The 20,001-nt window shown below is 70.5% G+C and carries 15 protein-coding genes; 9 read left to right on the top strand and 6 right to left on the bottom strand.

The genetic code is table 11. The features are described from left to right. The first annotated feature begins 38 nt into the window (after positions 1 to 38). On the top strand, positions 39 to 1,088 hold the full coding sequence (locus ACFYYB_RS25185) for an LLM class F420-dependent oxidoreductase (RefSeq protein WP_389437574.1): 1,050 nt from the start codon (positions 39 to 41) through the stop codon (positions 1,086 to 1,088). 261 nt (positions 1,089 to 1,349) lie between these two features. Next, positions 1,350 to 2,138 (top strand): ferritin-like domain-containing protein, encoded by a 789-nt coding sequence (locus ACFYYB_RS25180; protein WP_389437571.1) that lies wholly within the window; start codon positions 1,350 to 1,352, stop codon positions 2,136 to 2,138. 33 nt (positions 2,139 to 2,171) lie between these two features. Here ACFYYB_RS25180 and corA read toward each other — a convergent pair whose 3' ends face one another. Next, positions 2,172 to 3,155, bottom strand: coding sequence for a magnesium/cobalt transporter CorA (gene corA / locus ACFYYB_RS25175; RefSeq protein WP_389437569.1), 984 nt, complete (start codon positions 3,153 to 3,155; stop codon positions 2,172 to 2,174). A 62-nt stretch (positions 3,156 to 3,217) separates the two neighbouring features. Between corA and ACFYYB_RS25170 the strand changes: the two genes are divergently transcribed. The 4 genes from ACFYYB_RS25170 (at position 3,218) to mshC (ending at position 6,779) form a co-directional block, all read left to right on the top strand. Further along, a complete protein-coding gene (locus ACFYYB_RS25170; protein ID WP_389437565.1) occupies positions 3,218 to 3,940 on the top strand; it encodes a histidine phosphatase family protein in 723 nt (240 codons plus the stop codon). 77 nt (positions 3,941 to 4,017) lie between these two features. Further along, on the top strand, positions 4,018 to 4,608 hold the full coding sequence (locus ACFYYB_RS25165; RefSeq protein ID WP_243333987.1) for a DUF3090 domain-containing protein: 591 nt from the start codon (positions 4,018 to 4,020) through the stop codon (positions 4,606 to 4,608). Beyond that, positions 4,572 to 5,408 carry an SCO1664 family protein gene (locus ACFYYB_RS25160; RefSeq protein WP_389437897.1) on the top strand — a complete coding sequence of 279 codons (837 nt, stop codon included), beginning with the start codon at positions 4,572 to 4,574 and terminating at the stop codon, positions 5,406 to 5,408. The genes ACFYYB_RS25165 and ACFYYB_RS25160 overlap by 37 nt, the downstream gene beginning before the upstream one ends. Positions 5,409 to 5,549: 141 nt before the next feature. Next, complete coding sequence (mshC, locus tag ACFYYB_RS25155; RefSeq protein WP_389437559.1) at positions 5,550 to 6,779, top strand: cysteine--1-D-myo-inosityl 2-amino-2-deoxy-alpha-D-glucopyranoside ligase; 1,230 nt, start codon at positions 5,550 to 5,552, stop codon at positions 6,777 to 6,779. A 164-nt stretch (positions 6,780 to 6,943) separates the two neighbouring features. Here mshC and ACFYYB_RS25150 read toward each other — a convergent pair whose 3' ends face one another. The 5 genes from ACFYYB_RS25150 to ACFYYB_RS25130 all read right to left on the bottom strand — a co-directional run bounded on the left by ACFYYB_RS25150 (position 6,944) and on the right by ACFYYB_RS25130 (position 13,220). Then, a complete protein-coding gene (locus tag ACFYYB_RS25150; protein WP_389437558.1) occupies positions 6,944 to 7,951 on the bottom strand; it encodes a PAC2 family protein in 1,008 nt (335 codons plus the stop codon). Between the two features lie 127 nt (positions 7,952 to 8,078). Further along, complete coding sequence (locus ACFYYB_RS25145) at positions 8,079 to 9,686, bottom strand: FAD-dependent oxidoreductase (RefSeq protein WP_389437557.1); 1,608 nt, start codon at positions 9,684 to 9,686, stop codon at positions 8,079 to 8,081. A 49-nt stretch (positions 9,687 to 9,735) separates the two neighbouring features. Then, positions 9,736 to 11,262 carry a glycerol kinase GlpK gene (glpK, locus tag ACFYYB_RS25140; RefSeq protein ID WP_389437556.1) on the bottom strand — a complete coding sequence of 509 codons (1,527 nt, stop codon included), beginning with the start codon at positions 11,260 to 11,262 and terminating at the stop codon, positions 9,736 to 9,738. Between the two features lie 78 nt (positions 11,263 to 11,340). Continuing rightward, positions 11,341 to 12,123, bottom strand: a complete 783-nt coding sequence (locus ACFYYB_RS25135; protein ID WP_266910116.1) for an MIP/aquaporin family protein — start codon at positions 12,121 to 12,123, stop codon at positions 11,341 to 11,343. 329 nt (positions 12,124 to 12,452) lie between these two features. Further along, complete coding sequence (locus ACFYYB_RS25130) at positions 12,453 to 13,220, bottom strand: IclR family transcriptional regulator (protein ID WP_388504002.1); 768 nt, start codon at positions 13,218 to 13,220, stop codon at positions 12,453 to 12,455. A gap of 263 nt (positions 13,221 to 13,483) precedes the next feature. Here ACFYYB_RS25130 and metH point away from each other — a divergent pair, with 263 nt between their 5' ends. The 3 genes from metH (at position 13,484) to ACFYYB_RS25115 (ending at position 19,966) form a co-directional block, all read left to right on the top strand. Next, positions 13,484 to 16,993: a methionine synthase gene (gene metH, locus ACFYYB_RS25125; protein WP_389437554.1), complete on the top strand. Its 3,510-nt coding sequence runs from the start codon at positions 13,484 to 13,486 to the stop codon at positions 16,991 to 16,993. A 186-nt stretch (positions 16,994 to 17,179) separates the two neighbouring features. Further along, a complete protein-coding gene (locus tag ACFYYB_RS25120; protein ID WP_327307564.1) occupies positions 17,180 to 17,881 on the top strand; it encodes an HAD family phosphatase in 702 nt (233 codons plus the stop codon). A gap of 480 nt (positions 17,882 to 18,361) precedes the next feature. Then, positions 18,362 to 19,966 carry an ABC transporter substrate-binding protein gene (locus ACFYYB_RS25115; RefSeq protein WP_389437550.1) on the top strand — a complete coding sequence of 535 codons (1,605 nt, stop codon included), beginning with the start codon at positions 18,362 to 18,364 and terminating at the stop codon, positions 19,964 to 19,966. Positions 19,967 to 20,001: the final 35 nt, after the last annotated feature.

Raw genomic sequence — 20,001 nt, 5'->3', positions numbered from 1 at the left:
CTACGTTACTGATCGGTAAACCGGTAAGGGGACGACTTATGCGGCTCGGCATCAATCTCGGCTACTGGGGCGCTGGCATGGACGCCGACAACCTGGCCGTCGCGCAGGAGGCCGACCGCCTCGGCTACGACGTCTGCTGGGCCGCGGAGGCCTACGGCTCCGACGCGCCGACCGTGCTCGCCTGGGTCGCCGCCCAGACCGAGCGGATCGACGTGGGCTCCGCGATCCTGCAGATCCCGGCCCGCCAGCCCGCCATGACGGCCATGACCGCCGCCACCCTCGACTCGCTCACCAAGGGCCGTTTCCGGCTCGGCCTGGGCGTCTCCGGACCGCAGGTGTCCGAGGGCTGGTACGGGGTGAAGTTCGACAAGCCGCTCGCGCGGACCCGCGAGTACGTGGAGATCGTCCGCAAGGCGATGACCCGCGAGCGGCTGTCCTACGAGGGCGAGCACTGGACCCTGCCGCTGCCCGGCGGGCCCGGCAAGCCGCTCAAGCTGACCGTGCACCCCGAGCGCGAGCACATCCCGCTCTACATCGCCGCGATCGGCCCGAAGAACCTGGAGCAGACCGGCGAGATCGCCGACGGCGCCCTGCTGATCTTCCCGGCCGCCGAGCACCTGGAGGCCACCGCCCTCACCCACATCCGGGCGGGCCGCGAGAAGGCCGGGCTGACCATGGACGGCTTCGACGTCTGCCCGACTGTGCCGCTGGCCCTCGGCGAGGACGTGGCCGGGCTCGCCGACATGTTCCGCCCCTACACCGCCCTGTACGTGGGCGGCATGGGCAGCCGCAAGCAGAACTTCTACAACCAGCTGGCCCAGCGCATGGGCTACGAGAAGGAAGCCGCCGAGATCCAGGACAAGTACCTGTCCGGCGACAAGCAGGGCGCGGCCGCCGCGGTCCCGCACTCGCTGATCGACTCCACCACCCTGCTGGGCCCGGTCGAGCGGATCGCCGACGGGATGCGGGCCTACGCCGAGGCGGGGGTCACCACCCTGACGCTCGCCCCGGCCGGCTTCACCCTGGAGGAGCGGACCGCCGCCCTGCGGGCCGGCGTCGAGGCCATGGAACGGGCGGGCCTGGCCTGACCCGGCCGCCGGACGGAGTCCGGCGCAGCCGCCCGAAGCCTGCCTGGGGGTCCCCCCGATGGCGCGAGGGCGGAGTGGAGAAAAGTTCTGCGGCCGTGGTGGGGGCTCGGGGGGTCTTCCCCGCCACGGCCGACACAGCCAACAACGCGCGGGGCGGCCGTGGGGTTACGCCCCCGGAGCCGCCGGTCGCAGTCGTTCATTCGGCCGAGCCGTACGCCGCACCCGGTTGCCCGGCCCGCGAATCGGCCCTTGACTCGACTCATGCTCTCTGCGCGCAGCCTGTTCCGGGAGATCGTCGACCACGACGCCTCCTTCCAGCTGTTCTGCTCCATCGCCGCCGGCGGCGAGTCCCAGGGCGGCTGGGAGAACGCTCGGATCGCGGCCCTGGTCCCCGACTCCATGCGCGACCTCGCGCCCAAGATCACCCGGCACGGCGCCGACGAGGACAAACACGGCCGGATCTTCAACGCGCTGCTGCGCAAGCGCGGCCTGCCCCCGGTGCCCGTCCCGCCGGAGACCGACTACACGATGCTGCTGGAGCGGCGCGGCATCGGCCTGAGCCACGAGAAGCTGCGCGGCGAGCGGGACCTGAGCGAGGAGGACATCGTCGTCTACCTCGCGCACAGCCGGGTCACCGAACAGCGCGCCGCCGACCAGATGATCATGCTCGTCCGGCATTTCGGGGACGATCCCGAACTCGGCAAGGCCATCCGCATGATCGGTGCGGACGAGGACAACCACCTGGCCTACTGCCACGAGGAACTGCTCCGCCTCGCCCGCGCCGGCCACGGCCGCACCATCCACCGGGTGCTGCGCGAGTGCGCGCTCGCCGAGATCACCGTCTACCGCGACGTGAGCCTCGCGGTCATGCGTCAGATGGGGCGGCTGCTGGCCTGGCCCGCGCCGAAGGCGGCCGCGCTGGCCGCCGGGATCCGCGGGACGTACGCGTACGAGCGCTTCAGCGGCTGGCACCGGATGGTCGACCTGAGCCCGCCGGAGCGGACCGACCCCCTGGGCGGGAAGCCGACCTCGGCGCCCGAGTTCGCCTAGGACCGCACGGGCCCGGGCCCGCCGGCGCCCCGCCTACAGCCAGCCGCGGCGCTTGAACATCCGGTGCAGGCCCAGACACATGGCCACCATCACCAGGACCACCAGCGGATAGCCCCAGCGGTGCTTGAGCTCCGGCATGTGCTCGAAGTTCATCCCGTAGATCCCCGCCACCATCGTCGGGACCGCCGCCATGGCCGCCCAGGCCGAGATCTTGCGCATGTCGTCGTTCTGCCGGACGCCCATCTGCGCCAGGTGCGCGGCCAGCGCGTCCGAGAGCAGCCGGTCCAGGCCCTCGACGTACTCGTTCGCCTTCGTCAGGTGGTCCGCGACGTCGCGGAAGAACGGCTGGGCGTGCTCGTGCACGAAGGGCACGTCCCCGAAGGCGAGCCGGTCCATGGGCTGGAGCAGCGGGCTCGTGGCCCGGCGGAACTCCAGGACCTGCCGCTTGAACCCGTAGATCCGGGCGGCGGTGTTCTTGCTGTCCGCGGGATTCGGCGAGAAGACCTCCGCCTCCAGCTCCTCCAGATCCGCCTGGAGCTCGGCCGCGACCTCGATGTAGTGGTCGACCACCGCGTCCGAGACCGCGTACAGCACCGCCGTCGGCCCGTGCCCCAGCACCTCCGGATCCTGCTCCAGCCGCCGCCGTACGGCGGCCAGCGCGGCCCCCTCGCCGTGCCGGACCGTGACCACGAAGGAGTCGCCGATGAACACCATCAGCTCGCCCGTGCTCACCGTGTCCGACGTGTCGTCGTACATCACCGGCTTCAGGACCACGAAGAGCGAATCGTCGTAGACCTCCATCTTCGGCCGCTGGTGCGCGGTCAGCGCGTCCTCCACCGCCAGCGGGTGCAGCCCGAACTCCTGGCTGACGTGCTCGAACTCCTTCTCCGTCGGCTCGTACATGCCCACCCAGAGGAAGGCGTCGCCGGTGGCCCGCGCCTCGTCGAGGGCGTCGGAGAAGTCGTCGGGCGCCTCCAGGCGGCGGCCCTCTCGGTACATGGCGCAGTCCACAATCACTCGCGCATTGTTCCCCGCCCGGGCCCCGACCGCACACCGGCGTCACCGCATACCCTTCTGCCATGGCCACGCTGATCCTCGTACGACACGGGCGGTCCACCGCCAACACCGCAGGGCTGCTCGCCGGATGGACCCCGGGGGTGACCCTCGACGAGCACGGAGCCGCACAGGCCGCCGCGCTGCCCGGGCGGCTCGCCGCCGTGCCCCTCGCCGCCGCCGTCACCAGCCCGCTGGAGCGGTGCGCCGAGACCCTGGCCCCGCTGCTGGCGGCCCGGCCCGGTCTCCCGCTGCACACCGACGAGCGGATCGGCGAGTGCCACTACGGCGACTGGTCGGGCCGCAAACTCTCCGAACTGTCCGAAGAACCGCTGATGCGCATCGTCCAGCAGCACCCCTCGGCCGCCGCCTTCCCCGGCGGCGAGTCGATGCGCGCCATGCAGGCCCGCGCCGTGGACGCCGTCCGGGACTGGAACGCGCGGATCGAGGAGGAGCACGGCGCCGACGCCGTGTTCCTGATGTGCTCGCACGGCGACATCATCAAGTCCCTTGTCGCGGACGCCCTCGGGATGCACCTGGACCTCTTCCAGCGGATCCACGTCGACCCCTGCTCGGTCACCGCGATCCGCTACACGCCGACCCGGCCGTTCCTGCTCCGGCTCGGCGACACCGGCGACTTCGCCTCCTTCGCCCCCCGCGAGAGCGCGTCGCCGGACGCCGCGCCGGACCCGGGCGACGCGGCAGCGGGCGACGAAGCGGTCGTAGGGGGTGGTGCGGGCGCGGTGTGATCGAACGGCGCAGTAGGGTGGACGGGCCAACCCATGGGCGCAGCCCTGCCCCTGCTGCCGACGCTTGGAGACTGGACGTGCCCCGTCAGGTGTTCCTCTACGACCCACCGGACCGTTTCGTGGCCGGCACGGTCGGCCTGCCTGGACGCCGTACGTTCTTCCTGCAGGCCTCCACCGGCCCCCGCGTCACCTCCGTCTCCCTGGAGAAGACGCAGGTGGCGGCGCTCGCGGAGCGGATGGAAGAACTGCTGGACGAGGTCGTACGGCGCACCGGGGGCAACGCTCCCGTCCCCGCCGTGGCCCCCGCCGAGGCGACCGACACCGCCCCCCTCGACGTCCCCGTCGAGGAGGAGTTCCGCGTCGGCACCATGGCCCTGGCCTGGGACGGCGAGGACCAGCGCATGATCGTCGAGGCGCAGGCCCTGGTGGAACTCGACGCGGACTCGGAGGAGGACCTCGCCGAGGCGGAGGAGCGGCTCCTGCAGGACGAGGAGAACGGGCCGCCGATGCTGCGCGTGCGCCTCACCGGCGCCCAGGCCCGGGCCTTCACCAAGCGGGCCCTGGACGTGGTCAACGCGGGCCGGCCGCCGTGCCCGCTGTGCAGCCTCCCGCTGGACCCCGAAGGGCACGTCTGCCCGCGCCAGAACGGCTACCGGCGCCAGGCGTGAACAGCACGGGGGAGGTGGAGGAGCTGCTGGTCCGCGGGGAACTCACCGTCGTCGGCCAGATCCGGGAGGCGTCCAACGCCGTCCTGCTGTGCACCGTCACCCACGGGGGCGCGAGCACCGACTGCGTGTACAAACCGGTCAAGGGCGAGCGTCCGCTGTGGGACTTCCCCGACGGCAACCTCGCCCAGCGCGAGGTCGCCGCGTACCTGGTCTCCGAGGCCACCGGCTGGGGGCTGGTGCCCCCGACCGTGCTGCGCGACGGACCGTACGGCGAGGGCATGGTCCAGCAGTGGATCGAGACGGGGGAGTCCCCGGAGGCCGAGCTCCTCGCGCTCGTGGACGGCGAGGAGGCGGGAGAGGGCTGGAAGCCCGTCGCCTTCGCCGAGGTCGGCGAGGGCCGCACCGCGCTCCTCGTGCACGCCGACGACGAGCGGCTGCGCCGGATGTCCGTCCTCGACGCCGTGATCAACAACGGCGACCGCAAGGGCGGCCACCTGCTGCCCGCTCCCGACGGACGGCTCTACGGCATCGACCACGGAGTGACCTTCCACACCGAGGACAAACTGCGCACCCTGCTCTGGGGCTGGGCGGGGGAGCCGCTGACGGAGGAAGCGGCCTCCGTCCTGACCGGCCTGGCGGCCGCACTGGCCGCCGGAGAGCCCCTCGCCACCCGACTGGCCGAACTGGTCACCGCCGCCGAGCTGGCCGCCGTACGGGCCCGCGTGGCCCTGCTGCTGCGCACCGGGAAGCATCCGCAGCCCTCCGGGCAGTGGCCCGCGATCCCCTGGCCGCCCGTCTGAGCAGGGCGCCGCACGCTCTGAGCGGGCAGCGTCCCGTACGGGCCCGCACGCATAGAACCGGCCATGGCGCAAGAGCGCCGATCAAGACAACAGTGCAGGTCCGGTTAGTTTTCGGAACACCCGTCCGGTTAGTCTCGAGTCATGCATGCCTGGCCCGCTTCTGAGGTCCCCGCCCTTCCTGGCAAGGGCCGCGACCTCCAGATCCACGACACCGCGACCCAAGGGACGATCACCCTCGCCCCCGGTCCCGTCGCCCGTATCTACGTCTGCGGAATCACCCCGTACGACGCGACGCACATCGGTCACGCGGCGACCTACAACGCGTTCGACCTCGTGCAGCGCGTGTGGCTCGACACCAAGCGGCAGGTCATCTACGTCCAGAACGTCACGGACGTCGACGATCCGCTGCTGGAGCGGGCCCTGCGCGACAACCAGGACTGGACCGAGCTCGCCGAACGCGAGACCGCTCTCTTCCGTGAGGACATGACCGCCCTGCGGATGCTGCCCCCGCAGCACTACATCGGCGCCGTCGAGGCCATACCCGGCATCGTGCCGCTGGTCGAGCGGCTGCGGGACGCGGGCGCCGCCTACGAGCTGGACGGCGACGTCTACTTCTCGGTGGAGTCCGACCCGAACTTCGGCAAGGTGTCCCACCTGGACGCCGAGGCGATGCGGCTGCTCTCGGCCGAGCGCGGCGGCGACCCGGACCGGGCGGGCAAGAAGAACCCGCTCGACCCGATGCTGTGGATGGCGGCCCGCCCGGGCGAGCCGAGCTGGGACGGCGGCTCGCTGGGCCGCGGCCGGCCCGGCTGGCACATCGAGTGCGTGGCCATCGCCCTGGACCACTTGGGCATGACCTTCGACATCCAGGGCGGCGGCTCCGACCTCGCCTTCCCGCACCACGAGATGGGCGCCTCGCACGCCCAGGTGCTGACGGGCGAGTTCCCGATGGCCAAGGCGTACGTACACGCCGGGATGGTCGCGCTGCACGGCGAGAAGATGTCGAAGTCCAAGGGCAACCTGGTCTTCGTATCGGCCCTGCGCCGCGCCGGGGTGGACCCGGCGGCGATCCGCCTGGCGCTGCTCTCGCACCACTACCGTGCGGACTGGGAGTGGACCGACGCGGTCCTCGCGGAGGCGGTGGCCCGCCTCGAGCGCTGGCGCGCGGCCGTCTCCCGCCCCGACGGCGTCCCGGCCGACGATCTGGTCGAGGAGGTCCGCGAGGCCCTCTCCAACGACCTGAACGCCCCTGCCGCCCTCGCGGCGGTGGACCGCTGGGTCGAGCGGCAGCTCGTCTCCGACGGCGACGACGAGTCGGCCCCGGGTCTCGTGTCCCGCACGGTGGACGCACTCCTGGGCGTGGCCCTGTAAGCACCGTGCGCCACTGTGGCGCGGGGTGTACCCGGAGGGGCTGGATTGCCGTCAGGCAATTCCAGCCCCTCCGGCGTTGTGAGGAGCGGGGTCCGGGGCGGAGCCCCGGGATACGGCGAAAGGGCGGGGCGGGGAGAAAAACCCCTGCCCCGCCCCCGCACGGACTACGCCTCCGGAGGCGCCTCGTCCTCGTCCGGCGCGACCGCCGGGGGAGCCGGGGGCTCGTCCCCGGACCCGGACGGCTCCGGCTCCTGCTTCCGCTTCGGCGGCCGCGGCATCCCACCCGAGGTGTCCCTCAGGTACGACCCGTCACCCGACTCCGCACCCGCGGAAGGATCCCGCCGCCGCAGGTACCGCTCGAACTCCCGGGCGATGGCATCGCCCGAAGCCTCCGGCAGATCCGCGGTGTCCCGCGCCTCCTCCAGCGTCTGGACGTACTCCGCCACCTCGGAGTCCTCCGCCGCCAGTTGGTCCACGCCCAGCTGCCACGCCCGCGCGTCCTCGGGGAGTTCGCCCAGCGGGATCCGGATGTCGATCAGATCCTCCAGCCGGTTGAGCAGCGCGAGGGTCGCCTTCGGGTTCGGCGGCTGCGACACGTAGTGCGGCACCGCCGCCCACAGGGACACCGCCGGCACCCCGGCATGGGTGCAGGCCTCCTGGAGGATGCCCACGATTCCGGTCGGGCCCTCGTACTTGGTCTCCTCCAGGTCCATCGTCCGCGCCAGATCCGCGTCCGAGGTCACCCCGCTGACCGGCACCGGCCGGGTGTGCGGGGTGTCGCCCAGCAGCGCCCCCAGGATGACGACCATCTCCACGCCCAGCTCGTGGGCGAAGCCCAGGATCTCGTTGCAGAACGAACGCCACCGCATGGACGGTTCGATGCCCCGCACCAGCACGAGGTCGCGCGGCTTGGTCCCGCCGATGCGGACCACCGACAGCCGGGTCGTCGGCCAGGTGATCTTCCGCACCCCGTTGTCCAGCCACACCGTCGGCCGGTTGACCTGGAAGTCGTAGTAGTCCTCGGCGTCCAGAGCCGCGAAGACCTCGCCCTTCCACTCCCGGTCCAGGTGTGCGACCGCACCGGAAGCCGCGTCACCCGCGTCGTTCCAGCCCTCGAACGCGGCCACCATGACCGGGTCGATCAGCTCGGGCACGCCCTCAAGCTCGATCACCCAGGTCTCCTTCCGAAGTTCCCTTGTGTACGTGGGTCAGCCTAAGCCTTGATGAGGCACCGGCCACAGCCCACGACAGAGGGGCGGTTCCCCCTGGAACCGCCCCTCTGCCCACTCACGCCACCGGCTATGCCTTGCGGGCCAGCATCTCCTCGACCCGGCCGCGCACTTCCGCGCTGTCCAGACCGCGGACCGTCACCGTCGTACGGCGGCGCAGCACGTCGTCCACCGTCTCGGCCCACTCGTTGTCCCGGGCGTAGGCGACCTGCGCCCAGATCTCCGGCCCGTCCGGGTGGATCCGCTCGGCCAGCGCCGGGTCCTCGTTCGCGAGGCGCGCGATGTCGAAGGCGAGCGAGCCGTAGTGCGAGGCCAGGTGGCGCGCGGTCAGCGGGTCCATCCGGGAGCCCGGCTCGCGGTCCACGAGCAGTCGGTGCGCCACCGCGTTCGGGTTGGCGACACCGGGCAGCGCGATCCGTCGTACGAGGGACTTCACCGGCTCCATGTCCTCGGTCAGCGGGCTGCCCGGAAGCTTGGCCAGCTTGTCCATGACCACGCGGCCGATGTGCCGGTACGTGGTCCACTTGCCGCCGGCCACCGACAGCATGCCGCCCGCGCCCTCGGAGACGACCGTCTCGCGCTTGGCCTTCTCCACCCCGCCCGGGCCGCCGGGCAGCACGCGCAGGCCCGCGAAGGCGTACGTCATCAGCGAGCGGTCCAGATCGGCGTCCTTCACCGAGAAGGCCGCCTCGTCCAGGATCTGCTGGATGTCGCCCTCGGTGGCGCGCACGTCCGCCGGGTCGCCCTCGTACACCTCGTCCGTGGTGCCCAGCAGCAGCTGGTCCTCCCACGGCAGGGCGAAGGTGATGCGGTACTTGTCGATCGGGGTGGCCATGGCGGCCTTCCACGGCGACTTGCGCTTCATCACGATGTGCGCGCCCTTGGAGAGGCGGATGGACGGCATGGAGTGCTTGTCCTCCATGCGCCGCAGGTGGTCCACCCACGGGCCGGTGGCGTTCAGCACGACGCGGGCGTCCACACCGAACTCGGTGCCGTCCAGGCGGTCCTTGAGCTCGGCGCCCGAGACCCGGCCGCGCGTCATGCGCAGCCCGGTGACCTCGGCGTGGTTCAGGACGACCGCGCCCGACTCGACGGCCGCGCGGACCGTCATGACGGCGACGCGCGAGTCGTTCATCTGGTGGTCGTAGTAGACCGCGACGGCCTTGAGGTCGTCCGTCTTGAGACCGGGGTTGTCGGCGGCGGCACGGGCCGGAGAAATGATCTTGCCCATGCCGTCACCGAACGCGGAGAGCGCCGAGTACGCGAACACGCCCGCGCCCAGCTTCGCCGCGCCCACCGGACCGCCCTTGTACACCGGGAGGTAGAAGGTGAGCGGGTTGACCAGGTGCGGGGCCACGTCCTTGGCCAGCACCCGGCGCTCGTGGTGGTTCTCCGCGACCAGCTTGACCGAACCGGTCTGCAGGTAGCGCAGGCCGCCGTGGACGAGCTTGGAAGAGGCCGAGGAGGTGGCGCCGGCGAAGTCGCCGGCGTCCACCATCGCGACCCGCAGACCCGACTGCGCGGCGTGCCAGGCCACCGAGGTGCCCAGGATTCCACCGCCGATGACCAGCAGGTCGTACGTGGCCTTCGCCAGCTGCTCACGGGTCTCGGCGCGGCTCGCGTTCGAACCGGCGGTCGGGTGCGTCCCCAGGGTGGGAACGCTCTGCAGGCTGCTCATATCCCTTGACTCCTACTTGCTCGTCGAATTGCGCCGGAGCTGTCTGCGGTCAGCTGGCGTCTTCGTCGTCGACCCAGCCCATGGACCGCTCCACGGCCTTGAGCCAGCTCTTGTACTCGCGCTCCCGCTGCTCGGCGGGCATCCGCGGGGTCCACTCCGCCGCGCGGCGCCAGTTGGCGCGCAGGGCGTCGGTGTCGGGCCAGAAGCCGACGGCCAGGCCGGCGGCGTAGGCGGCGCCGAGGCAGGTGGTCTCGGCGACCATCGGGCGCACCACGGGGGCGTCCACGAAGTCGGAGAGCGTCTGCATCAGCAGGTTGTTGGAGGTCATGCCGCCGTCGACCTTGAGGGCGGCGAGCTCGACGCCCGAGTCCTTGGTCATGGCGTCCGTGATCTCGCGGGTCTGCCAGGCGGTGGCCTCCAGGACGGCACGGGCGATGTGCGCCTTGGTGACGTACCGGGTGAGGCCGGCGATCACACCGCGGGCGTCGGAGCGCCAGTACGGGGCGAAGAGGCCGGAGAAGGCGGGCACGAAGTACGCGCCGCCGTTGTCCTCGACGGAGGAGGCCAGGGTCTCGATCTCGGCCGCGGTCTTGATCATGCCCATCTGGTCGCGCATCCACTGGACGAGCGAGCCGGTGACGGCGATGGAGCCCTCCAGCGCGTAGACCGGCTTCTGGTCGCCGATCTGGTAGCCGACCGTGGTCAGCAGGCCGCTGTAGGAGTTGATGATCTTGTCGCCGGTGTTCATCAGCATGAACGTGCCGGTGCCGTACGTGGACTTCGCCTCGCCCTCGGCGAAACAGGTCTGCCCGAACAGCGCGGCCTGCTGGTCACCGAGCGCCGAGGCCACCGGGACGCCCGCGAGGACGCCCTCCTTGACGTGGCCGTAGACCTCGGCGGAGGACTTGATCTCCGGGAGGACGTTGAGCGGCACCTCCATGGACTCGGCGATGCGCTCGTCCCAGGCCATGGTGTGCAGGTTGAACAGCATGGTGCGCGAGGCGTTGGTGACGTCGGTGACGTGCACGCCGCCCTCGGCGCCGCCGGTCAGGTTCCAGATGACCCAGGAGTCCATGGTGCCGAAGAGGATGTCCCCGGCCTCGGCGCGCTCGCGCAGGCCCTCGACGTTGTCCAGCAGCCAGCGGATCTTCGGGCCGGCGAAGTAGCTCGCCAGCGGCAGGCCCGTCTCGCGGCGGAAGCGGTCCTGGCCGACGTTGCGGCCGAGCTCCTTGCACAGGGAGTCGGTGCGGGTGTCCTGCCAGACCAGCGCGTTGTGGACCGGCTCGCCGGTGTGGCGGTCCCACAGGACGGTGGTCTCGCGCTGGTTGGTGATGCCCACGGCCTTGACTTCGGCCGGGTCGATGTCGCCCTTGGACAGGGCTCCGGCGACGACTTCCTGGACGTTGGTCCAGATCTCCGCGGCGTCGTGCTCGACCCAGCCCGGCTGCGGGAGGATCTGCGCGTGCTCCTTCTGGTCGACCGAGACGATGCGCCCGTCACGGTCGAAGACGATGCAGCGGGAAGAGGTGGTGCCCTGGTCGATCGCGGCGATGAAGGGGCCGGTGCTGATGGTCATGGTGGCTGCTCCTGGCAGGTGTCGAAGTAGGCGGAATCAGAATGGCGGTGCGGATGGTGCCGTGGTGCCGATTGCTGATCAGGCGAACGCGATGTTGTACAGACCGCCGGCGAGCGCGGCACCCGCGAGGGGGCCGAGGACCGGGATCCAGGAGTAGCTCCAGTCCGAGCCGCCCTTGTTGGGCAGCGGCAGCAGGGAGTGGACGATGCGCGGGCCGAGGTCGCGGACCGGGTTGATGGCGTAGCCGGTCGGGCCGCCGAGCGAGAGGCCGATGCCGACGACGACGAACGAGGTGATCAGGACGCCGATGACGCCGAGGCCCTTGCCGTCGTCCTGCAGGCCCTGGGTCAGGATGGCCAGGACCAGGACGGCGGTGCCGATGATCTCGGTCGTCAGGTTCTGGACGACGTTGCGGATCTCGGGGCCCGTGGCGAAGATCCCGAGCACCGGGCCGGCCACGTCGTGCGGGTGCGGGTCCTCGGGGCCGAGCTTGGCGTCACGGATGTGCTCCGGGTCGGCCAGGTGTGCCCGGAACTGGCCGTAGTAGGCGAGCCACATCAGCACCGCGCCGATCATGGCGCCGAGCAGCTGGCCGGCGAAGTAGACCGGAACGTCGCCCCAGGCGCCGTCCTTGATCGCGATGCCGACGGTGACCGCCGGGTTGAGGTGCGCACCGGAGAGCGGCGCGGAGACGTAGGCGGCGATCAGGACGGCGAAACCCCAGCCGAAGGTGATCGCGAGCCAGCCGGCGCCCCGGGCCTTGGAGCTCTTGAGCGTCAGTGCGGCGCACACGCCGCCACCGAGCAGGGTGAGCAGGGCGGTACCGATGGTCTCGCCGATGAAGATGTCGGAGCTGGACACCCGCGACTCCTTTGTCGTTCAGGGGTGGTGGCCGCCGGGTCCCTCCGGCGGTCCACGCACTCGGTGAGTGCTGCACCGGTCCTTGGCCTTGCCACACCCTAACGCGTATTGCCGGTAGGTGTTCGGCATTGCCGACCGATGAACGGCAGTTTTCCGCCCAGGTGAAGCGGGCGTCAAGGGTTGACCAGGCCAATGAGCCGGATCGTTACCGGCCGGTGCGATCGAACAAAACGCGCCAATGTGTGATCATCAAACGCCAAAAACCACCCAAATGCCACTTTGGCGTGGCTCTTGGGTGGTCAAGGTGGGGCGATGGGGTCACGCCAAGGTCAGAACCGGCCCGCTCCGAGATCGCGCGAAACCGACCGTGCGCAGTCCCGTACGGACGCCACCAGGGACGCCCGCGGCTCCCCGGACTCCCCGCACACCCGCTCCACCGCGCCCGCGACGGCCACCGCGCCGACCGGCATCCTGCGGCGGTCGTGGATGGGGGCCGCGACCGAGGCGATCCCGTCCCAGGTCTCCTCGATGTCGCTGGCCCAGCCCCGGGCCCGGATCAGCCCCAGCACCTCCTCGAAGCCGGCGCCGTCGGTGACCGTGCGGGGCGTGAACGCCTCCCGCTCCACCTCCGTGACCTGCGTGTGCGCCACCGGGTCGTACGCGGACAGCACCTTGCCCAGGGCCGTGGAGTGCAGCGGCTGCATGGCGCCCACCTCCAGCACTTGACGGCTGTCGTCGGGCCGGAACACGTGGTGCATGATCAGCACCCCGCTCTTGTGCAGCACCCCCACGTACACGCTCTCCCCGCTCGCACGGGCCAGATCGTCCGTCCAGACCAGGGCGCGCGCCCGCAGCTCGTGGACGTCCAGATAGCTGTTGCCCAGGCGCAGCAGCTCCGCGCCGAGCTGGTAGCGGCCCGACGCCGGGTCCTGCTCCACGAAACCCTCGGCCTGCAGCGTGCGCAGGATCCCGTGTGCCGTCCCCTTGGCCAGGCCGAGGGAAGACGCCACGTCCGAGAGGCCCAGCCGGCGCTCGCCGCCCGCCAGGAGCCGCAGCATCGCAGCGGCTCGTTCGAGCGACTGGATGTTCCGTGCCATCGCGCAGCCTCCTGCTGACGTAGTTCGACAATGCTGAACACTATCGGTCGATGCCGACTTTGTGCATGATGAGGGCAGAGTCCACCGATACGAGTGGCCCAGGACACCCCGGCCGGAAGTCGCCATCCCCCGGGCACAGAATGCAGTCCGCCACGTGGGACGGCCTCACCGGGGCAGGGTCTCCCCCGTTACCCTGGCCGCGTGCACCCTTGACACAGAGGGGGTGCAAAGCCGACAGCCGTCGCATCCCAGGGAGCTCAACCATGGCCTCGTTGCCGAACCCGCCCGCTGACACCCAGACCCGGGCCGATGCCCTCCGCCAGGCACTGGCGACCCGCGTGGTCGTCGCCGACGGAGCCATGGGAACCATGCTCCAGGCCCAGGACCCCACCCTGGAAGACTTCGAACAGCTCGAAGGCTGCAACGAGGTCCTCAACGTCACCCGCCCCGACATCGTGGCCAACGTGCACCGCGAGTACTTCGAAGCCGGCGTCGACTGCGTCGAGACCAACACCTTCGGCACCAACTACGCCGCCCTCGCCGAGTACGACATCGCCGACCGCAACCACGAGCTGTCGCTCGCCGGTGCCCGGATCGCCCGCGAGATCGCCGACGAGTTCACCGCCTCCACCGGACAGCAGCGCTGGGTCCTCGGCTCGATGGGCCCCGGCACCAAGCTGCCCACCCTCGGTCACATCGACTACGGAACCATCCGCGACGCCTACCAGATCAACGCCGAAGGCCTGATCACCGGCGGCGCCGACGCGCTCCTCGTCGAGACCACCCAGGACCTCCTGCAGACCAAGTCCTCCATCGTCGGCGCCCGCCGCGCCATGGAAGCCCTCGGCGTCTCCGTCCCGCTGATCTGCTCCGTGACCGTGGAAACCACCGGCACGATGCTCCTCGGCTCGGAGATCGGCGCCGCGCTGACCGCGCTGGAGCCCCTGGGCATCGACATGATCGGCCTGAACTGCGCCACCGGCCCCGCCGAGATGAGCGAGCACCTGCGCTACCTCGCGCGCAACTCCCGCATCCCGCTCTCCTGCATGCCCAACGCGGGCCTGCCGGTCCTCGGCAAGAACGGCGCCCACTACCCGCTGTCCGCGAGCGAGCTCGCCGACGCCCAGGAGACCTTCGTCCGCGAATACGGCCTCTCCCTGGTCGGCGGCTGCTGCGGCACCACCCCCGAGCACCTGCGCCAGGTCGTCGAGCGCGTCCGCGGCCTGAACCCGGCCGTCCGCGACCCCCGCCCCGAGCCCGGCGCCTCCTCGCTCTACCAGACCGTCCCCTTCCGCCAGGACATCTCGTACATGGCGATCGGCGAGCGCACGAACGCCAACGGATCCAAGAAGTTCCGCGAGGCCATGCTCGAAGCCCGCTGGGACGACTGCGTGGAGATGGTCCGCGACCAGATCCGCGAAGGCGCGCACATGCTCGACCTGTGCGTGGACTACGTCGGCCGCGACGGCGTCGCCGACATGAAGGAGCTCGCCGGCCGCTTCGCGACCGCCTCCACCCTGCCCATCGTCCTGGACTCCACCGAGGTCCCCGTCCTGCGGGCCGGCCTGGAGAAGCTCGGCGGCCGCGCCGTCATCAACTCCGTGAACTACGAGGACGGCGACGGCCCCGAATCCCGCTTCGCGAAGGTCACCCGCCTCGCCCAGGAGCACGGCGCCGCACTGATCGCGCTGACCATCGACGAGGAGGGCCAAGCCCGCACCGTCGAGCACAAGGTCGCCATCGCCCAGCGCCTCATCGAGGACCTCACCGGGAACTGGGGAATCCTCGAGTCGGACATCCTCATCGACACCCTGACCTTCACCATCTGCACCGGCCAGGAAGAGTCCCGCAAGGACGGCATCGCCACGATCGAGTCGATCCGCGAACTCAAGCGCCGCCACCCCGACGTCCAGACCACGCTCGGCCTCTCCAACATCTCCTTCGGCCTCAACCCGGCCGCCCGCGTCCTGCTGAACTCCGTCTTCCTCGACGAGTGCGTCAAGGCCGGCCTGGACTCCGCGATCGTGCACGCCTCCAAGATCCTGCCGATCGCCCGGTTCGACGAGGAGCAGGTCACCACCGCCCTCGACCTGATCTACGACCGGCGCGCCGAGGGCTACGACCCGCTGCAGAAGCTGATGGCCCTCTTCGAAGGCGTCAACACCAAGTCGATGAAGGCCGGCCGCGCCGAGGAACTCCTCGCCCTGCCGCTGGACGAGCGCCTGCAGCGCCGCATCATCGACGGCGAGAAGAACGGCCTGGGCGACGACCTCGACGAGGCCCTCCAGACCCGCCCCGCCCTCGACATCGTCAACGACACCCTCCTGGAGGGCATGAAGGTCGTCGGCGAGCTGTTCGGCTCCGGCCAGATGCAGCTCCCCTTCGTCCTGCAGTCCGCCGAGGTCATGAAGACCGCGGTGGCCCACCTGGAACCGCACATGGAGAAGAGCGACGACGAGGGCAAGGGCACCATCGTCCTGGCCACCGTCCGCGGCGACGTCCACGACATCGGCAAGAACCTCGTCGACATCATCCTGACCAACAACGGCTACAACGTGGTCAACATCGGCATCAAGCAGCCGGTCTCCGCGATCCTGGAAGCCGCACAGGAACACAAGGCCGACGTCATCGGCATGTCCGGCCTGCTGGTCAAGTCCACGGTGATCATGAAGGAGAACCTGGAGGAGCTGAACCAGCGCAAGCTGGCGGCCGACTACCCGGTCATCCTCGGCGGCGCCGCCCTCACCCGCGCCTACGTCGAACAGGACCTCCACGAGATCTACGAGGGCGAAGTCCGCTACGCCCGCGACGCCTTCGAGGGCCTGCGCCTGATGGACGCCCTCATCGCCGTCAAGCGCGGAGTCCCCGGGGCGAGCCTCCCCGAACTCAAGCAGCGCCGCGTCGCCAAGCGCGACACCCCCCTGGCGGTGGAGGAGACCGAAGAGCCCGGCGGCCGCTCCGACACCTCCACCGACAACCCCGTCCCCACCCCGCCGTTCTGGGGCACCCGCGTCGTCAAGGGCATCCCGCTCAAGGACTACGCCTCCTGGCTCGACGAAGGCGCCCTCTTCAAGGGCCAGTGGGGCCTCAAGCAGGCCCGCGCCGGCGGCGCCACCTACGAGGAACTCGTCGAGAGCGAGGGCCGCCCGCGCCTGCGCGGCCTCCTCGACAAGCTGCACACCGAGAACCTCCTCGAAGCCGCGGTCGTCTACGGCTACTTCCCCTGCGTCTCCAAGGGCGAGGACCTGATCATCCTCGACGACGCCGGCAACGAGCGGACCCGCTTCACCTTCCCCCGCCAGCGCCGCGGCCGCCGCCTGTGCCTCGCCGACTTCTTCCGCCCCGAGGAATCCGGCGAGATCGACGTCGTCGGCCTCCAGGTCGTCACCGTCGGCTCCAAGATCGGCGAGGCCACGGCCAAGCTGTTCGAGTCCGACTCCTACCGCGACTACCTGGAGCTCCACGGCCTCTCCGTCCAGCTCGCCGAGGCCATGGCCGAGTACTGGCACGCCCGCGTCCGCGCCGAGCTCGGCTTCGGCGGCGAGGACCCCTCCAAGGTCGAGGACATGTTCGACCTGAAGTACCGCGGCGCCCGCTTCTCCCTCGGCTACGGCGCCTGCCCCGACCTGGAGGACCGCGCCAAGATCGCCGACCTCCTCCAGCCGGAGCGCATCGGCGTCCACCTCTCGGAGGAGTTCCAGCTCCACCCCGAGCAGTCCACCGACGCCATCGTCATCCACCACCCCGAAGCGAAGTACTTCAACGCCCGCTGAGACGCACCCCGGCGCCAGCGGAAAAGCGCCCCCGCGCACGCGGCGGCGTAATACAGCGCACATCGAGACGGACCGGCGTACACTAGTCGGTCCCATACAGGCCGGTCACCTGTTCCCCCGGGCACGCCCCCGGAGGCGAGGTGACCGGCCTTCTCGTCCCCAACGGACCCCCGGAAAGGTGCGCGCATGACGAGCACAGTCCCCGCCCCCGTCGCCCGTACGGCCGACGGACACGCCCTGCAGGCGGTGCTGCTCGACATGGACGGCACCCTCGTCGACACCGAGGGATTCTGGTGGGAGATCGAAGTCGGCGTCTTCGGCGAACTCGGCCACCGCCTCGACGAATCCTGGCGCGACATCGTCGTCGGCGGCCCCATGACCCGCAGCGGCGCCTTCCTCATCGAAGCCACCGGCGCCGACATCGGCCTCGCCGAACTCAGCGTCCTGCTCAACGAGCGCTTCGAAGCCCGTATCGCCGACCGCGTCCCCCTCATGCCCGGCGCCGAACGCCTCCTGAGCGAACTCGCCCGGCACAACGTCCCCACCGCCCTGGTCTCCGCCTCCCACCGGCGCGTCATCGACCAGGTCCTGCTCACCCTCGGCCGCGACCGCTTCACCATGACCGTCGCCGGAGACGAGGTCGCGCGCACCAAGCCGCACCCCGACCCCTACCTCCTCGCCGCCGGCGCCCTCGGCGCCCACCCCTCCCGCTGCGCCGTCATCGAGGACACCGCCACCGGCGTCGCCGCCGCCGAAGCCGCCGGATGCAGGGTCGTCGCCATCCCCTCCGTGGGCCTGATCGCACCCGCCCCCGGCCGCACCATCGTCCGCTCCCTCGAAGACGTCGACCTGCCCTTCCTGCGCTCCCTCATCACTCCGCTGAACTGACCGCGCACGCTCCGTACCGGACGATCCGCCCCAGGACCAAGGTCCCGCGGGCGGATCTCCCGCGCACTTCCCCGGAGGCCGAAATTCCATCCCTACCGGGGGAGTTGTCCCGGGTGACCTTTGTCACCCGCAAAGACCCCTTCGCACCACTGCGCGCCCTCCCGCACCACCCCTTGTGTCCCCATTGATCAGCACCTGACCGAATCTGCGCACACCCCCGCGCACACCCCCCGTCAGCTCCCGCGACAGAGCGACAACACCCCCGCGCCACACCGTTCAAGCCACCCCTCCGCAGGCCACTAATGTCGATCCGGGCACTGCGCCGCACCTCAGCCGTCCCGGACACACACCCCTGTATCCGGAACCGCGTGGACCGATCGTCACACCACCGGCCCGATCGTTCCGCCCAGAACGGGCGACCGTCGCGATGCCCTCCACGCCAGCTTTGAACAAGTGCCGGGTCGAGGGAGTACTACCAGCATGAACCGCACGACCATGGCGCTGACGGCAGCCGCCGGACTGCTCACCCCCGCGCTGACCGCCTGCGGCAGCACCAGCGGCGCAGGAGCGGGATCCGGAACGATCGTCGTCGGCACCACCGACCGGTTCGAGGCAGCCGAATACGCCCCCGCCCCGCTCGACCCCGCCTACGCCTACGACGCCGGCGCCTGGAACATCCTCCGCCAGACCGTCCAGACGCTGATGCACACCCCGCGCGGCGGCGGCAGCCCCGTCCCCGAAGCGGCCAACGACTGCCGCTTCACCGACACCGGCAACGAGAGCTACCGCTGCGTCCTGCGCACCGGCCTCACCTTCGCCGACGGCAGCCCCCTCACCGCCAAGGACGTCAAGTTCTCCATCGAACGCGTCCTCGCCATCAAGGACGAGAACGGCCCCTCCTCGCTGCTCTCCACCATCGACACCGTCGAGACCAAGGGCACCGACACCGTCGTCTTCCACCTCAAGACCGCCGACGCCACCTTCCCGCAGAAGCTCTCCACCCCCGCCGCGGGCATCGTCAGCGCCAAGAAGTACGACGCCAAAAAGCTCCGCACCGGCTTCAACGTCGACGGCTCCGGCCCCTACACGATGAAGGCCGAAGTCAAGGACAACCGCCTCGTCCGCGCCGTCTTCACCAAGAACCCGCACTACCGGGGCGATCTCAAACTCCAGAACGACAAGGCCGAACTGCGCACCTTCGACGACTCCGAAGCCGTCGGCAAGGCACTGGAGGACGGGGCCGTCCACATGGTCTCCCGCACCCTGTCGCCCGCGCAGATCACCGAACTCTCCGCCAACCCCCCCAAGGGCATCAAGCTCGTCCCCATGCCCGGCCTGGAGATCCGCTACCTCGGCTTCAACACCGACGCCCCCACCGTCAAGGACAAGGCCGTACGCCAGGCCCTCGCCGCGGCCGTCGACCGGAACGCCCTCATCACCAAGGTCTACGGCAAGTCCGCGCAGCCCCTGTACTCACTGGTCCCCACCACCGTGACCGGCCATGTCAACTCCTTCTTCAACAAGTACGGCGAAGCCAACACCGCCAAGGCCGCCGACCTGCTGAAGGCCGCCGGGATCAAAACCCCGGTCAAGCTCACCCTCCACTACACCAACGACCACTACGGCGACGGCACCGCGGCCGAGTTCGAAGCCCTCAAGGCCCAGCTGAACTCCACCCGGCTCTTCGACATCACCGTCCAGGGCACCGACTGGGCCGACTTCCGGCCCGCCCAGAAGAAGGGCGAATACGCCGCCTACGGGCTCGGCTGGTTCCCCGACTACCCCGACGCCGACAACTTCCTCGCCCCCTTCCTGGAGCAGGACAACTTCCTGGGCACGCCGTACGCCAACACCACGGTGCGCACCAAGCTCATCCCCGAATCGCGCCGCGCCGTCGACCGAGGCGTCGCCGGCCCCGCGATCGCGGAGATGCAGGACATCGTCGCCGAGGACGTACCCGTCCTGCCCCTGTGGCAGGGCAAGCAGTACGTCGCCGCACGCGACGGGATCACCGGAGTGGAATGGTCGGTCAACGCCATCTCCGACCTCCAGCTGTGGGAACTCGGCCGCGGCGTCAGCGGCTGACGCCCCGGCACCAAGCCCTCGGCACCAGGTCCTGG

It is taken from the genome of Streptomyces sp. NPDC002886, assembly GCF_042888445.1.
GTDB lineage: Bacteria > Actinomycetota > Actinomycetes > Streptomycetales > Streptomycetaceae > Streptomyces.
The sequence above is the reverse complement of the archived record's forward strand: the minus strand, read 5'-3'. Positions and strand labels throughout refer to the sequence as shown.